Source organism: Aquamicrobium soli (genome assembly GCF_042646345.1).
Classification (GTDB): Bacteria; Pseudomonadota; Alphaproteobacteria; order Rhizobiales; family Rhizobiaceae; genus Mesorhizobium; species Mesorhizobium soli_A.
The window spans coordinates 726412-741548 of the sequence record NZ_JBHRTK010000012.1 but is presented as its reverse complement, the minus strand read 5'-3'; the positions used below and the strand labels follow the sequence as shown (position 1 = coordinate 741548).

Below are 15137 nucleotides of genomic sequence, written 5' to 3'. Positions count from 1 at the left end.
GTCAGCGCGCTCCCGGCTTCTTCAGCGCCTCGGCGATCTTCTCCAGCGTATCGCGCATCGCGCGCTGCTCGTCCGACTGCGCCTCGACCCAGTCGCGCATGATCTGCTGTTCGGAGCGCATGTTCTTGACCAGCCCGGAAATGCCGTCGGCCAGGTTGGCCATCGCGGTGGCGACACGCGGATTGGAGCCGCCGGCCTCCTGCATCGAGCGCAGCCGCTCGGACAGAAGCCGGATTTCCTCGGAGGACTCGCTTCTCTGCGGCTCGGGGATCGAAAGGTCCGACGACAGGTCCGTCACCGAGGACAGCCAGTTCTCCAGTTCGGTATAAAAGCGGGTCTGCGCGCGGCCGGCCTGCACGTCGAGGAAGCCCAGCACCAGCGAGCCCGAAAGGCCGAACAGCGAGGAGGAGAACGCCGTGCCCATGCCGGCCAGCGGCGCCGCCAGCCCAGCCTTCAGCGCCTCGAGCACCGCCGCGGAATCGCCGGTGCCGGGGTCGAGCGCATCGATGGTGTCGCCGATCGAGGCGATCGTGCCGAGCAGGCCCCAGAACGTGCCGAGCAGGCCTAGAAAGATCAGCAGGCCGACGAGATAGCGCGAGGTATCGCGGCTTTCGTCGAGGCGGGTGGCGATGGAATCGAGCATGGAGCGCATCGACGTCGTCGAGAACGCCACCGACGACGAACGCCCGATCATCGCCTTCATCGGCGCCAGCAGCACCGGCTCGACGCTTTGCGACCCGGCCCTAAACGAATTGACCCAGCGGACTTCGCGGAACAGCCGCGTAACCTGGCCAAAGGCCAGCAGGATGCCGACCGCCAGCACGCCGACGATCAGCCCGTTGAGGCCCGGATTATGGGAAAAGGCGGCCGAAATCTGCCGCGTCAGGATCGCGGCGATGAAGGCGACGATGGCGAGGAACACCACCATCGAATAGAGGAACACCTGCGGGCTGGAAATCTTGTGCGGATCGTAGCTCATCACATCAGAGCGTCCGCCTCTCCCGAACGATTTAAGAAACGCCATGCTTTTCCTGTTCCGATGAGGCGCTGCCAACGCTGATGCACCCGGCCCGGAGTCTAAGCGGAAATGTGACTAAAATGAAAGGCGTTTGGCAACTGCGATGCGCGGCCGGCGCGATTATCCCTTGATGGGCCGCTTCAGCGTTTTCGCCAGCCCGCGATGGATAGCCTCGTTGCCGGCGACCAGCGAGCCGCTTTCCAGCATGTCCTGCCCGCCGTCCATGTCGGACAGGAAGCCGCCCGCCTCGCGGATCAAAAGCATGCCGGCGGCGATATCCCAGGCCGACAGACCCACCTCCCAGAACCCGTCCATGCGACCGGCGGCGACATAGGCAAGGTCGAGGGAAGCCGCGCCGAGGCGACGGATGCCGGACACCTCGCCCATGACGTTGCGCAATTCGACGAGGAACTGGCCGTGCAGCGGCCGTCCGAGATGCGGCACGCCGCAGCCGATCACCGCATCGGAGAGCTTAGTGCGCGCGGCCACGCGCAGCCGGCGGTCGTTCATGAAGGCGCCGCCGCCGCGCTCGGCGGTGTAGAGCTCGTCCATGGCGGGGTTGTAGACGACCCCGGCCACCAGTTGGCCCTGCCGCTCCAGCGCGATCGAAACGGCGAAGATCGGGATGCCGTGCAGGAAATTGGTGGTCCCGTCGAGCGGATCTACGATCCAGCGATGCTGGTCGTCGTCACCGGCGACCGCGCCGCGCTCCTCCATCAGGAAACCGTAGCCGGGCCGCGCCTTGGACAGTTCCGTGAAGATGATGTCCTCGGCCTTGCGATCGGCCTGGCTGACATAGTCACCAGGCCCCTTCATCGAGACCTGGAGGTTCTGCACCTCGCCGAAGTCGCGCGATAGCGAGCGGCCGGCCTTCATGGCGGCCTGAACCATTACGTTGAGGAGGGCTGAACGGGCCATGTTGCAAAAGCTTCCTGCCGCCGCCAATCAGTCGGCGCGGCGCATGTAGATTATTTCGTTGGTGTCGACGACGATCCGCTCGCCGGCATCGATGAAGGGAGGAACGAGCACGCGAATGCCGTTTTCGAGCAGCGCCGGCTTGTAGGACGAAGCCGCCGTCTGCCCCCGCACCACCGGATCGGCCTCGGTGATGGTCAGGGTCACGTAGTCCGGCAGCGAAACGCCGATCGGCTTGTCGCCGTAAAGCTGCACGGTGACCTTCATGCCGTCCTGCAGGAAGGCGGCGCGCTCGCCGACGAAATCCTTGTTCAGTTCGAGCTGCTCGTAGCTTTCGGTGTCCATGAACACCAGCGCATCGCCCTGCTCGTAAAGGAAGGTGAAGTCCTTGAGGTCGAGTTGCACCCGCTCGACGGTCTCGGCGGAGCGGAAGCGCTCGTTGAGCTTGGTGCCGTTGAGCAGGTTCTTCAGTTCGACCTGGTTGTAGGCGCCGCCCTTGCCGGGCTTGACGGTGTTGGTCTTGACCGCGACCCACAGGCCGCCGTCGTGCTCGACGACATTGCCGGGGCGAATTTCGTTGCCATTGATCTTGGCCATGATGGATGAGGTCCGCAAACGGAGGGCGGCCCCGAGGGCCGTTTCGGCGCTTCCAAGACCACAAAATGCCTGAAGAGGCAAGAGAGGCTTGCCCTGGCGCCCCAGGCAGGAACAGTCAGGGCAGCCGGTTGGCCCGCTGCAGCGCCTGTTTGACCTGCTCGTCGGTCAAGCCGTCCAGGAAGTCCTCCATGCCGGCATCGACCAAGCCGGCCCGCCGGGCAAGGATGTACCAGGCGCCGGCGAGGATCGGGTCGGCATCGACACCGATGCCGCCGACATAGAGCCTAGCCAGGCGATTGCGCGCCGCGACATTGCCGCCGTCCGCGGCGCGCCTGGTCCAGTCGAAGCCTTCCTTGAGGTCGCGCTTGCCGCCGCGTCCCTCGATCAGCCAGGCGCCGAGATCGAGCTGGGCGGTATCGTAGTTCTGGAGCGCGGCCTGCGTCAGCAACTCGCGCGCACGCGCGTCGTCCTTGGGCTTGCCGCCGATGCCGTTGGCATAGACCTGCGCCATGGCGTATTGCGCATCCGCGAGCCCCGTGGCGGCGGCCCGCTCGTAATAGGGGACCGCCCGGGCGAACCCGGCCTCGCTGTCGTCCTCCTCGACCAGCAACTGTGCGAAGTTGAACTGCGCCAGCCGGTTGCCGGCCTCCGCCGCCGCCTGCATCAGCGCATGCGCCTGCTTCTGGTCTTTCTTGACGAAGCGGCCGTCGAGCAGCATCAGCGCATACTGGAACTGCGCTTCCGGCATGCCCTGTTCGGCCGCCGCCTGATACCATTTCGCCGCGGCACCTGCATCGAGCTTCACGCCGAGGCCGCGCGCGAGAATCTCGGCGACAAGCACCTGCGCCGCCGGATCGCCGTTTTTCGCCCGCGCCAGCGCGAGATCATAGGCGGTCTTGTAGAGGCCGCGCTGGAAGGCGCCGTAAGCCTCGTCGGCGGGCCTTGCGCCGAAGCGCTTGGGGTCGACGGTATCGGCCGAGGGCAACGGACCGAGCGGTGCCGTGGTGGCCGGCTGCGGCAACGGCGTGGCGATGGGCTTGTCGGCCCCGGCCGCGGCTTGCGGCTTGTCCTGCGGCAACGCGGCCGGATCGGCCAGAGCCGAGGCGGCGACGAAGATCGGCAACACGAACAAAAACCGCCGCGGCATGGTCAATCCTCGAAGCGGGGCGCCGTTTCGTCGAGCAGCGCGTTGGCCCGGGCGACGGCCTGCGCCGGATCGACCCCTTCGGCGAACACGGCCGCCGACAGTGCCACGAACTCGCATCCGGTGGCGGCGACCGCCTCGACGGAGGCGAGTTCGGAACCTGCCAGCACGATGCAGGGAATCTCGACCATTTCCGCCCACCACTGGCCGAGCGACAGGTTGCGTGAATGCGCCTCCGGCTTGGTGTCGTAGCCGAAGCGACCGAAGAAAATGTAATCCGGCTGCGCCTCGCCCAGTTCCAGCGCGTCGTCGCGCGTCTTGGCGCCGCCGCAGCCGACCATCATCCGCGCCTGGAAATCGTCTATCGCTTCCAGAAGCCCCGCCTTGCCCGTCTCGACATGCAGGCCGTCAGCCTTGACGCGGCCGGCGATACGGGTATCGCCCGCGATCACCACCGCGACGCCCAGGGCCTGCGCGGTCGCCGCGATCGGCTCCACCCAAGCCTGGAAAGCGGCCTCGTCCAGGTCGTATTGCGGCAGGATCAGCGAGGCGACGTCGCCGCCGGCGAGCGCCGAGCGGACGCGGTCGGCGGATACGCCCGACGGCGCAATCAGGACGATACGGCAGCGGTTGGGGGGCGTGGTGTCGTTCATCGGTCTCCGATCCCGGTTTCGCCTCTTGACCGGCGAAGATGGTTGCATTGCGGCATAGAGCAATGCGCTACGCTTGAACAGGCTCGCCGGCGGGTTCAAACAGGGGAACGAGCGAAAAGGCCGGCAACCGGCCCCTTCCGACCAAAGACAGGCACATGGCACAGAACATCTACGACCGGCCCGACTTCTTCGCCAACTACAGCGCACTCGCCCGATCCGTGAAGGGGCTTGCCGGCGCGCCGGAATGGCCGGCGCTGCGGGCCATGCTGCCGCCGATGGACGGCTTGCGCGTGGTCGACCTCGGCTGCGGCTTCGGCTGGTTCTGCCGCTGGGCAAGCGAGAACGGGGCATCCGAAGTGACGGGCATCGACCTGTCCGAAAACATGCTGGCACGCGCCCGGGCGCAAACGGCGGACTATGCCGTCACTTACCTCCAGGCCGACCTCGAACAACTCGACCTGCCGCAATCCGCCTTCGACCTCGCCTATAGTTCGCTGGCGCTGCACTATGTCGAGGACGCCGGAAAGCTGTTCCGGACCGTCCATCGGGCGCTAGCTGCGGGCGGGCGCTTCGTCTTTTCGACCGAGCACCCCATCTTCATGGCCCCAGCCAGCCAGGAATGGATCGCGGATGCCTCCGGGCGCAGGACATGGCCCGTCAACGGCTATGCGCTGGAGGGGCCGCGCACCAGCGGCTGGCTGGCCAAGGGCGTCGTCAAATACCACCGCACGCTGGGAACGACCCTCAACCTGCTCGTCGCGGCAGGGTTCGTCATCGATCATGTCGAGGAATTTTCTCCGACCGAGGCCCAGGTCGCCGACAATCCGGCATTGGCGGAAGAACGCGAGCGGCCGATGTTCCTGCTGGTGGCGGTGCACCGCTGACGACGCGTCAACTCTTCCAGATGACGCCGCCCGCAAGCTGTGATTAGAAGGTTCAGGACATAATCGGAGGGCCGGGATGATCAATCCCTATCAGCAGGACCTGGACAAGAATCCCGCCAACTATCAGCCGCTGACGCCGATCACCTATCTCGAGCGCGCGGCCAAGACGTTTCCGGACCATGTCGCCATCATCCACGGCAGCCAGCGCATCCCCTACCGCACCTTCTGGCAGCGCTCGCTGAAACTCGGCTCGGCGCTGGCGAAGAAGGGCATCGGCAAGGGCGACACGGTCACCGTGATGCTTTCCAACACGCCGCCCATGCTGGAGGCGCATTTCGGCGTTCCGATGGTCAAGGCGGTGCTGCATTGCCTCAACACCCGCCTCGACGCGGCGGTCATCGCCTTCCAGATCGACCACGCCGAGACGAAAGTCCTGATCGTCGATCGGGAATTTTCCGGCGTGGTCAAGGAGGCGCTGGCGCTGGCCAACGCGAAGCCGCTGGTGATCGACTACGACGACCCCGACTACGCCGCCGACGCCCCCTACCCCAAGGGCGAGCGCATCGGCAGCCTCGACTACGAAGCTTTCGTCGCTTCCGGCGACGAGGATTTCGCCTGGTCGATGCCCGACGACGAATGGGACGCCATTTCGCTCAACTACACCTCCGGCACCACCGGCAACCCCAAGGGCGTGGTCTACCACCATCGGGGTGCTGCGCTGATGGCCTACACCAACACCATCCATGCCGGCATGGGCAAGCACTGCGTCTATCTGTGGACGCTGCCGATGTTCCACTGCAACGGCTGGTGCTTCCCGTGGACGCTGGCCGTGCAGGCCGGCACGCATGTGTGCCTGCGCTGGGTGCGGGCAAAGCCGATGTACGACGCGATCGCCGACCACGGCGTCACCCATCTGTGCGGCGCGCCGATCGTCATGTCGCTGCTCATCAACGCCGCCGAGGAGGACCGGCGCACCTTCGACCAGCTGGTCACCTTCAACACGGCGGCCGCCCCGCCGCCGGAAGCCGTGCTTTCGGGGATGGCCGACGCGGGCTTCGCCGTCACCCATCTCTACGGCCTGACCGAAACCTACGGGCCGGCCGTCGTCAACGAATGGCACACCGAATGGGACGGCCTCGACAAGGGCGCGCGCACCGCGAAGAAGGCGCGCCAGGGCGTGCGCTACGCGGCGCTGGAGGGCCTGACCGTCATGGACCCGGAGACGATGACGCAGACGCCGGCCGACGGCGAGACCATCGGCGAGGTGATGGCGCGCGGCAACATCATCATGAAAGGCTATCTCAAGAACCGGAAAGCCTCCGACGAAGCCTTTGCCGGCGGCTGGTTCCATACCGGCGACCTCGGCGTCATGCATCCGGACGGCTATATCCAGATCAAGGACCGCTCCAAGGACATCATCATTTCCGGCGGCGAGAACATCTCCTCCATCGAGGTCGAGGACGTGCTCTACAAGCACCCGGCGGTGCAGGCCTGCGGCGTCGTCGCTCGCGCCGACGAGAAATGGGGCGAGGTGCCGGTCGCCTATGTCGAACTGAAGCCCGGCAAAACGGCGACCGAGGCCGAGATCCTCGATCACTGCCGCTCGGCGCTGGCCCGCTTCAAGGTGCCGAAGGCCGTTATCTTCGCCGAGATTCCCAAGACCTCGACCGGCAAGATCCAGAAATTCCGGCTGCGGGAAATGGCCCGCCAAGGCTGATAAGGCCTACCATCTGACGGCTTCGATTTCGTGGTGAATTGCCTCGCCGCGCCATCGACCTTCGATTGCCTTCTGCTAATATGGCGGCCGGCAGAAGGGGGGAAAGCCGCGACGTGATCTTTCAGACATTTGCCGAAGCATAAGGCTGCGCTCCACCGGACGCGGCCGATTTTTTAATCGCAACCCATTCCCGGACCGGGAAGAGGCATATCGGAGGACTGCCATGCAAAAAGTGGCACGGAATTTTTTCATACTGGCGATCATCTACGCGCTCTGCGGGATGGCGCTTGGACTGCACATGGGCATGAGCGGCGACCACGGCCAGGCGCCGACGCACGCGCACATCATGCTGGCCGGGTGGGTGACCTCGGCGCTGTTTTCCTTCTTCTACCACCTGTTTCCCGCGGCAGGCGAAAAGGCGCTGGCCACGGTTCATTTCTGGCTGGCCGCGTTGAGCGGCATCGGCCTGGTCGTCAGCCTCTATTTCCTCATGAGCGGAAACGAAGCCATGGAACCGCTGCTGGGCATCGCCTCGATCGGCTATTTCCTGGGGATGGTCCTGTTCGCCGTCATCGCCTTGCCGGCGATCAGCCGCAAGTAAGGGCGGCGCGCGGCCGAAAACCCGTCTAAATTGAATAAAAAGCCTGCCTGTTAACCGTCCATTAAGCTTTACAGGTGTTTACTACGTTCATCCAGTTATCTGGATTCTTACCAAGTGGTTGGAGCCACTTTGTTTGACGCCTCCCTGTTAAACTCCTGAGAGCCGCCTCATCCGCGGCTCTTTTTTTGTCTAAAGCGTTGATTTTATTGGATTCTGCCTTTTCTACCATAAAGCCTAACATAAATCGATTGGCGGATGCTTTGACCAATAAAAAACCCCCGCCGTTAGGCAGGGGCTTCGGCGCGCTTGTGGTGGTTCCTGTGGCTGGCTGCGCGCCGGGTTAAGTCAGCGGTCAATCAACTCGTCGTAAACCCTGATCGACTCATACAGGGCTGCGATCAGTTTCGGATCGTCCGCGGTCTGTAACCTCAACCGGGCAACTTGCCGGCGAACGCGAAGGAAGGTTCGATCGGCAAACTGCTCCGGGCTCAGGTAGGGATGCGCCCTGCTGTTCCGGTTGGCGTGTGCCGGGAACTTCGGACTGTGAACAGGAACCTTTTTGTAGGGTCGGCTCATGATGCTGGTCTACCTTCCAGGGCATCATAGTAGTCGGCGTGCAACTCAAGCATCAGTTCGTTCGCCGCCCGTACGAGATGGCGCACCTTGGTGTCGACATCGCCACCTTCGCCAGGGCTCATGTTGGACAGTTCGTCCCATGCCGCTTTCAACATCCAGCGGACGCGACAGACGAGATCTTCAAGATCGGCCAGTTCGAGCGGGGCGGCGGGTTCAGGGGTTACATGCGCGTTCATTGCAGGGCCCTCCATCAGCACGGGATCAGCCTATATGTGCCGACCCATTCCTCGCCGTCAGCCTCGCGCCAATGGATAAGCCACCTCCCATCGCTATCCCATACGGCCCGCACTGCACCGCGGCCTCTGGTTGTGTCTCGCATCTTGCACGGCACGTCTTCGGTGTTACGCTCGCCCTTACCCGCCGCACACACGCACGGCAGTTGTTTTCTGTTAGCCATAATGAAGTCTCCTCGTTGCTCTTGCGCGACAAAATGATTACAGTGTGCTTATAGTGGCACGACGTAAGCACGTCAAGCGCAAATACGCACAGGGTAACAAAATGAACGCAGCGCAATGCAAGATGGCCAGAGCGGCGACAGCTTTGGGCGTGCGTGAACTCGCAGAGCTTGCAGACGTTTCACCGGCAACGATCACGCGCCTGGAGCGCGGCGAGGAACTAATGCCTCGTACCGTTCAGGCCATCCGCTCCGCGCTTGAACAGGCAGGCGTCTCGTTTTTGGAGGATGGCCAGCCGGCCGTTGGCTCCGGGGTTTCAAAGCGTTAGGCGCATTTCCGGTGCGGTAGCCCCTCAAACGGACGGCTCTTGGAATGCGTGACAAGTTGTGACGCATAGAAACACACCGCAGCAAGATCGGGCGGCCCGTGGAAGCATCCCGATCAAAGGCAAAATTTTGCCTTTGGCGCGCCGACCTGACGGTGCAGCAGCGCGGCGATCAGCTCGAGCGGATGGCTCAACGCATAAGGGCAAGAGCCATCCGGCGCGCCGGTGAGTTACTGAAGCAGATCGAGCCGGGGAAGACAGGGCCTAAGCCTGAATTAAGTATCGCTGCCGACACTCAATTTAACCGCACCCAAGCAGCCGACAAACCTGTACACGGTGTACAGTTTGTCGATCCTCTCTCCCCCTTGACTCCCCTACAACTACGGCGCGAAGCTGGCGGCGGGTTTATTGGGGGCGATGATGGTTATCGTAGACGGGACGTATTCTATATGTGCGGGTGCCATTGCTGGCACGTCTTTGGCGGTGTGCACAATCAAAGACGGCAAATTGATCGGCAACGATATAGCGGGTGGAAAGTATAGTGGAACCGTGACTCATGCAAACGGCAGGATATCTGTTGATGCGGACTTCACTCTACCACCGGGTCTAATTGCTATTTGGGGATCCAGCCCGTCCGATGCCTGGACGACTCGAAAGATTCAACACACAATCCCGGAGGAGAGATGGTGTGACGGGCACCCGATACATCTAGAAAGCGAACAGATGTATCTGTATTTGACAAGAGTTCCGGATGAATGGTCGCCGGCGGCTGGTCCGGATGGGTTCAAAATACTGGCTGATATGTTGCAAAGGGCGGACGCCGCATGGTCTGCTAGGGGCGCTTGACTTTGTGTATCCCGCGGCGGGTTTATTGGAGGAGAAGATGGACGAGGAAGGCACAGTCAAAACTAGGTGCGTCAACCCCGAATGCGGCGAGCTAATTGCAATCGGCAATGATGTAACCGACGAGGCGATGATTGTATGCCCGGCCTGTCAAACCGCCGCTGGAGCCGCGGGAATTTTGCGTGCGGCGGCGGCCGTCGATAGCCGCAAAAATAAAATTCGTGCCGCCGTTAGGTTGGCAAAGAAGGAGATGGGCCTTCCGAAGAAGGTCAAGATTAAGATCTGAATTAGGCGACCTGGCATCGTCGTGGAAGGGGCGGAAGCTATGAAACTCAGCGTCATGGCGGCACTTCTGTGCCTGTCCTTTTCAGCACCTGCGGTGGCAGATAATCGGACGGTCGATTATGCATATGCCTTGTGCTCGGTGGTCGACAATACAGGCTTGGCAAGCGCCCCGTGTGAGGTAAGCGGATGGAACCAATCCGTTACCGCGACTATCGACATGAACAGTGGAGAGGCCCGGAAGCTTTGCACTCAGGTTGCCGGGCTGATGGCGTCCAAGGGCGCCCATTTCGACAGCGGCTGGACCTTCCAGATCAAGTCGCCGTACAGCGGCGACAACAGCATCGCATACTGCAATTTGCCTCGATAAGGCCGGAGGAGGCCATAGGCCCGCGCTACTTGTAGCCCGGCCTTTCCTCGGCCTCATGCATCCTCGGCGAGGGTGCAGTGAGTTATTAATTCGCGTGCCCTCCGCCAGAACGCAAATACAATGCCTTCAAGATCAAATATAACGCCTTGCGTTCACAAGCACCACTTAAAAGATAATTGAGTAGATCATGCCGCATGTCCTTAGTCAACCTTTGCCTGTAGGGTTCAAAGCGGTCAATTCTATTTCGTTCAAACCAATCTATGATCATAATACAAAAGTCCATCGCCAGTACAGATTCACGGCCATCGATCAAATCACGTCGAGCCTCATACTTTTGCTGGTCTGTGCCTTTAAATGTGTACTTTTCTTCTTCATCATAGTCATGGTTATATAAGTTACCGAGAAATGACTCGGAGCTTAGATTATAAAGAAGAAGGGAGAGTATCTTCACGTGGGACAGCGTAGTCGTGGCCTCATCCGCTTCTTCTGTAAGCCACTGGTTGTTATCGCTCACCCACTGCTCATGAACTTGACGTATTACGTTCGGAACGAAGTCAGCATGCACGTTATGAACGCGAAAATGCGCAAAGCAAAAGGCTCTAAAAGCATAGTTGAACTCTTCGTAGCTATTTAGCCACTCGTCCAGCTTACGTTCGTCGATCCGAATCATTTCTCACCAATTCTGCCAATAAAAAAGGCGAAGGGTTAATCCCTTCGCCCTTATTGGTACGAATTTCAACCACAAACTAGTGGCGAGTCTTATCCAACACCAACTCAGCAGTGGAAAGGAACGCAAGCGTGGTATCAGCGTCTTCACGGATCACGGCACGCCCGTTCGGATACAGCCGCTTGAAACGCGAGATATCACGAGGAAGAGCATTGCTCTTTTCGTCGATTTCACATCTTTGCATTCTAATTCTCCCGCTTAATGATGCGTGGCATCTCCGCAATTGCGCGCGCCATACATAACGCCAGCATATTTGTCAATTTTCTCTCAATCCGCAATACGCATATTGTCGCTAACGCGACTGGCTAAAAAATGTTTCGCACCCGGCGGCAACAACGGCTCCATCGTCATCCCCCCCCTTCCCGTATCCACTCCCACAACTCGTCCCTCTCGGCCTCGGACAGCCCGCCGCTCTTCGAAGTAAACGCCTCGACGGCAGCCAGGAACTCGCGCAATGACATTGCGTCGACGTCTGCCGGCCGCATACCCATGGCAAAGCCGCTGCGGTAAGCTGACTTGCGGTTGAACGGCTCACCCTCGCCGCCGCCCTTGGCCTGGGGTGCGTCCAGCGCGTTTGCGAGCACCGCGATGCATAGAGCGACAGCGGCCGCTACCTGGCCGCCAGAACGCCGTGTATCATCCAGCACGGCAGCGGCTTCGGCGATCGACATGCCGGCGCCTAAGAGGCCATGGAACAGCACGGCCTCAAGTTGCTCCATGCGCACCCGACCGGCCAGCATGTCACCCAGCACTGTCCAGGCCGGCTTGCCGCACTCATCTTCGATGGCAAATATGCCGCCGAGGGGAAGGCGGAACGTATGCCGCCTTCCCAGCCACTCAGCAGTCACGGGGCGCATCACGCCGCTTCTGCTGCCACGCGAAAGGGATCGATCGGTTCGCCGATCACGTCAGGCCACTCACGTATCCGCTCTACTGTCACACCGCCGGGTCGCACGACAGTCAGATCGACGTGGCCGCCGATGCCGTGGAGCGGCGGCGAATCCGGAGCGGTTGGATTCGGGCCGCGCACACGGCGCATCCTTTCAAATATTTCGGCACCACAGGCGCGCAGACCGTCTGAAACATCGATGCCGGCTGGGTCGATCGGCACACCGCCTCCAAACTCGCTTCCGGCCTCGACCAATGTAAACGGTACATAGCCGGCGCCGTAGCAATCCGCGCTGGAGGCGTAAAAAATGACCGGCCCGCGCGTCTCCGAGATGGCCGCAATGACGATCTCGAAATAGCCCGGCTTCGCACCGCCGTGCTGTTTCGCAGCCATCTTGTCGAGCAACCCGGGCACGGCTTCCAGCACCCTGTCAGTGCTTCCGTACGCGTCGGGCAGGAGAACGGCCATGGCCAGCAACTGGACCGCGCTCGCATTCCCCCGGCCCGTAACGGCCATAGGAATGCGCTCAGAATGCCAAACCTTCCGGCGGATAGCCGTCAACGTACCGTCGTCATCGTACACCGCGCCGTCCGTCAGCAACTCGATGCGATCGCCGTAATTCAGTGCGTAGAATGCGCTCATCGTGCACCTCCCAAATTGAGTGTGAATAGCCCCCCGAGCAGCGCACCACCGCCGCCACCACCAATGCCAAAAAGCTGGTCTAGACCGCTGTTGAGCAGCCGGCTGGCAAGTTGCTTCAGCGCGTCTGACAGCGCGTCTGCCGCAGACTTGCCGTCCATCATCCCTTCGATGAACGTGCCTGCAAAATCACGCGCCGTTTCCTTGGCGTCTTCCGCGGCCTGGCGCACCTTGTCTTGCGCCTCTGCCAGGCGACCAGCTTCTGCGCTGGCACTGGCATAAGCATCAGCAGCATTCTCGATCTCCGCAGCAAGCTGGGGCGTGATCTCCTTGCCGGCCTTCTGTGCGGCGGTCAAAAGCTCCTGCTTCGACCGGGCCTTCTCGACCGCATACCCGTAATCGTCGACCAGCGGGTTGATGCCCGCCATCGCCGCAGTTTCAGCTTGGATGGCCGCAGTGCGCTCTTTGATTTGCTCGATTTCGCGCTGGTAATCGTCGCGGCGAGCGCGACCACCACGACCGCCCCCGCCGCTACCGCTGCCGGTGACCGGATAATCCGCCAGGCTGATCGGTTTGGTGACCGTGCCGTTGTTGACCGTGACTTCGGTTGGCTTCCGGCCGCTCTTAGGCGTCGTGTAGGTGGTTCCGGCGAAGGCATCGTCGATGCGTGACTGAATCCTCCCCGGCCCAATATACGGTTTCGCCCCAAACGACTCGCCGACTTTCGCGAGCCCGGTTGCCTGCCCGATATCGGCGGCAGCCTGGACCGTGGCGTCGACGGCCTTGTTGATCCAGCCGATGAAACCGGCAATCGGACCATCACCAACACCCGCGAAGACGCTACCGATTTCTTGTATCGCCTTCGTTAGAGGGCCGTTCAGGAAGTTGGCGAGTATCTCGCTGGCGTCGGTGCTGTCGTTGATGCGGGTGGCGGTGTCGATCAGGACGTTTTGAAGCCGCACGAACGCGCCGGACACGGTTTGCTCAGCCCCGGCAAGTCGCTGATCTATGACGGACGCACCCGCTGCAATGCCGTCGAAAAACGCTTTCGAAGATACCTGGCCCGACTTGACCAGCGCCGTGAGTTTGGCAACGGAGCCGCCGGCCTCTTTGATGCCGGCAGCAGCAGCTTGCAGCAGGCCGGGCATTCCGTCGATCAAGCTGTTGTATTCTTCGGCTTGGATTTTTCCGCCGCCGAGCGCCTGAGACAACTGCAGCAAGGCGCCGGATGCCTGTGCAGCATCGCCGCCGGAAAGCCGGATAGCCTTGCCCACGGTGTCGACTAAGCCAACGATCTGCTCGCTGGTGACGCCCAGTTCCTTTTGCGCGAGCGATACGCGACTGTACAACGTAACCAAGCCCTCCAACGGCGCCTGGTTCTTCTGTGCGCTGGCGAAAAGCCGATCATAAACCTTGGTAAGGCCCTCGCCGGCCAGCCCCGCGGCCCTGAGGGCATTCTTAATGCCGGTCGCGCTGTCGAGTAGGTTCTTGATGGCACCAGCCGAGAATCCGGCCGCGATACCGCCCAGCAACCCGCGGCCGAGCCCGACGTTGAACTCGCGCTGAATGCCCCCGAGCGATTTCCGGAGGCTGGCGCCCAAGCCGGCAGCCTGGGCTTTGACCTGGTTGACGCCGCGCTGGAAATTCGCCGAATTAAGGCCGATGTCGACGAAGATACCACCCAGACTAGTTGCCACGGGCCAGCCCCACCGTCACGAAGTATTCGCGCAAAGCCTTGCCGACTTCGAGTGCCACAGCATCGACGCCGCGCTGATCGATCAGCCTGCCGGCTTCGGCCTCGTCCATGGCGACAGTTACGAAGTCGCCCCATTTCGCGGAGGCAATGCCGGCGGCGAGCAACGCACGCAGCGTCGACAACGCTGGCCCTGCTTCCGATTCCAACTCCGCGATGATTGCGGCGAACGGCTGTTTCAATGCCCGCTCGACCGCGCAGAGTGCGTTTGCGTTGAATTTCAGGTTCATGATTTCCCTTTCTTTGCGGCCCGCGCTGCAATGCGCCGGGCGGATTTTTCCATTTCGATCTTGAGGTCGGCAGCGATCGACCGCGGCACAGTCTGCTGGCCTTCCAAAAATGCCGGCCCCATGAAGGGGTGCGCAGCAGAGTGCTTCGTTCCCCATTCCGCAAAATGCGCATGTGGCGCCGCCGCCTGGACCCGCACCAGCGCGGATGGTCCGCTGCCGACCGCACGCGCCGCGCTGTTGGCTTCCCGCGCAGCGGCCGCAGCCTCACTCTTGCTACCGCCGCCCTTCATGACAGCGGCAAAGGCGGCCTTCCCAGCGTTGTTGCGGACGACCTTGGTGGTGATTGACCTTTTGAGCGCACCAGTATCGACAGGAGCGAGCGTCTTGGCCGTCTCCATTACGGGCTTAGCCGCCCGCTTCACGGCCCGCTCGAGGATGCCGCGCTGTGTGGACTTTTTGAACTCGTCGAGACCCTTGAGAAGCTCTGAAAGGCCTTCGATTTTTACGGTGTTGGGCATG

20 protein-coding genes are annotated in these 15137 nt (G+C 61.9%); 6 read left to right on the top strand and 14 right to left on the bottom strand.

Going from position 1 to position 15137, the window contains the following annotated elements; all coding sequences use genetic code 11:
• Nucleotide 1: 1 nt before the first annotated feature.
• The 5 genes from ACFOHJ_RS13425 to ACFOHJ_RS13405 form a co-directional block, all read right to left on the bottom strand.
• Complete coding sequence (locus ACFOHJ_RS13425; RefSeq protein WP_378221185.1) at nt 2-1024, bottom strand: MotA/TolQ/ExbB proton channel family protein; 1023 nt, start codon at nt 1022-1024, stop codon at nt 2-4.
• Between the two features lie 114 nt (nt 1025-1138).
• Complete coding sequence (locus ACFOHJ_RS13420) at nt 1139-1936, bottom strand: inositol monophosphatase family protein (RefSeq protein WP_378221184.1); 798 nt, start codon at nt 1934-1936, stop codon at nt 1139-1141.
• A gap of 27 nt (nt 1937-1963) precedes the next feature.
• On the bottom strand, nt 1964-2530 hold the full coding sequence (gene efp, locus ACFOHJ_RS13415; protein WP_378221183.1) for an elongation factor P: 567 nt from the start codon (nt 2528-2530) through the stop codon (nt 1964-1966).
• A 115-nt stretch (nt 2531-2645) separates the two neighbouring features.
• Complete coding sequence (locus tag ACFOHJ_RS13410; protein WP_378221180.1) at nt 2646-3677, bottom strand: tetratricopeptide repeat protein; 1032 nt, start codon at nt 3675-3677, stop codon at nt 2646-2648.
• A gap of 2 nt (nt 3678-3679) precedes the next feature.
• Nucleotides 3680-4327 (bottom strand): thiamine phosphate synthase, encoded by a 648-nt coding sequence (locus tag ACFOHJ_RS13405; RefSeq protein ID WP_378221178.1) that lies wholly within the window; start codon nt 4325-4327, stop codon nt 3680-3682.
• A 155-nt stretch (nt 4328-4482) separates the two neighbouring features.
• Here ACFOHJ_RS13405 and ACFOHJ_RS13400 point away from each other — a divergent pair, with 155 nt between their 5' ends.
• From ACFOHJ_RS13400 to ACFOHJ_RS13390, 3 genes are all read left to right on the top strand, one after another.
• Nucleotides 4483-5211 (top strand): class I SAM-dependent methyltransferase, encoded by a 729-nt coding sequence (locus ACFOHJ_RS13400; RefSeq protein WP_378221176.1) that lies wholly within the window; start codon nt 4483-4485, stop codon nt 5209-5211.
• Nucleotides 5212-5287: 76 nt separating this feature from the next.
• Complete coding sequence (locus tag ACFOHJ_RS13395) at nt 5288-6928, top strand: acyl-CoA synthetase (RefSeq protein ID WP_378221174.1); 1641 nt, start codon at nt 5288-5290, stop codon at nt 6926-6928.
• Between the two features lie 223 nt (nt 6929-7151).
• On the top strand, nt 7152-7529 hold the full coding sequence (locus ACFOHJ_RS13390) for a hypothetical protein (RefSeq protein ID WP_378221171.1): 378 nt from the start codon (nt 7152-7154) through the stop codon (nt 7527-7529).
• 345 nt (nt 7530-7874) lie between these two features.
• Here the strand turns inward: ACFOHJ_RS13390 and ACFOHJ_RS13385 are convergent, their stop codons facing one another.
• The gene (locus ACFOHJ_RS13385; protein ID WP_378221169.1) at nt 7875-8105 is read right to left on the bottom strand and encodes a hypothetical protein; all 231 of its coding nucleotides are present in this window, start codon (nt 8103-8105) and stop codon (nt 7875-7877) included.
• Entirely contained in the window at nt 8102-8341 is a 240-nt protein-coding gene (locus tag ACFOHJ_RS13380; RefSeq protein WP_378221167.1) for a hypothetical protein, read from the bottom strand. Before ACFOHJ_RS13380 ends, ACFOHJ_RS13385 begins: the two co-directional genes overlap by 4 nt.
• A gap of 322 nt (nt 8342-8663) precedes the next feature.
• Between ACFOHJ_RS13380 and ACFOHJ_RS13375 the strand changes: the two genes are divergently transcribed.
• From ACFOHJ_RS13375 to ACFOHJ_RS13365, 3 genes are all read left to right on the top strand, one after another.
• A complete protein-coding gene (locus ACFOHJ_RS13375) occupies nt 8664-8888 on the top strand; it encodes a helix-turn-helix domain-containing protein (RefSeq protein WP_378221166.1) in 225 nt (74 codons plus the stop codon).
• An 880-nt stretch (nt 8889-9768) separates the two neighbouring features.
• Complete coding sequence (locus ACFOHJ_RS13370) at nt 9769-10014, top strand: hypothetical protein (RefSeq protein ID WP_378221164.1); 246 nt, start codon at nt 9769-9771, stop codon at nt 10012-10014.
• Between the two features lie 39 nt (nt 10015-10053).
• A complete protein-coding gene (locus ACFOHJ_RS13365; RefSeq protein WP_378221161.1) occupies nt 10054-10380 on the top strand; it encodes a hypothetical protein in 327 nt (108 codons plus the stop codon).
• A gap of 85 nt (nt 10381-10465) precedes the next feature.
• Here the strand turns inward: ACFOHJ_RS13365 and ACFOHJ_RS13360 are convergent, their stop codons facing one another.
• The 7 genes from ACFOHJ_RS13360 to ACFOHJ_RS13330 all read right to left on the bottom strand — a co-directional run bounded on the left by ACFOHJ_RS13360 (nt 10466) and on the right by ACFOHJ_RS13330 (nt 15136).
• Entirely contained in the window at nt 10466-11050 is a 585-nt protein-coding gene (locus tag ACFOHJ_RS13360) for a hypothetical protein (protein WP_378221159.1), read from the bottom strand.
• Between the two features lie 76 nt (nt 11051-11126).
• On the bottom strand, nt 11127-11291 hold the full coding sequence (locus tag ACFOHJ_RS13355; RefSeq protein WP_378221158.1) for a hypothetical protein: 165 nt from the start codon (nt 11289-11291) through the stop codon (nt 11127-11129).
• 163 nt (nt 11292-11454) lie between these two features.
• On the bottom strand, nt 11455-11964 hold the full coding sequence (locus tag ACFOHJ_RS13350) for a gene transfer agent family protein (RefSeq protein WP_378221577.1): 510 nt from the start codon (nt 11962-11964) through the stop codon (nt 11455-11457).
• Complete coding sequence (locus ACFOHJ_RS13345) at nt 11964-12638, bottom strand: hypothetical protein (RefSeq protein ID WP_378221155.1); 675 nt, start codon at nt 12636-12638, stop codon at nt 11964-11966. The genes ACFOHJ_RS13350 and ACFOHJ_RS13345 overlap by 1 nt, the downstream gene beginning before the upstream one ends.
• Complete coding sequence (locus ACFOHJ_RS13340) at nt 12635-14332, bottom strand: tape measure protein (RefSeq protein WP_378221154.1); 1698 nt, start codon at nt 14330-14332, stop codon at nt 12635-12637. Before ACFOHJ_RS13340 ends, ACFOHJ_RS13345 begins: the two co-directional genes overlap by 4 nt.
• A complete protein-coding gene (locus ACFOHJ_RS13335; protein ID WP_378221152.1) occupies nt 14322-14618 on the bottom strand; it encodes a hypothetical protein in 297 nt (98 codons plus the stop codon). Before ACFOHJ_RS13335 ends, ACFOHJ_RS13340 begins: the two co-directional genes overlap by 11 nt.
• A complete protein-coding gene (locus ACFOHJ_RS13330; RefSeq protein WP_378221150.1) occupies nt 14615-15136 on the bottom strand; it encodes an HK97-gp10 family putative phage morphogenesis protein in 522 nt (173 codons plus the stop codon). Before ACFOHJ_RS13330 ends, ACFOHJ_RS13335 begins: the two co-directional genes overlap by 4 nt.
• Nucleotide 15137: the final 1 nt, after the last annotated feature.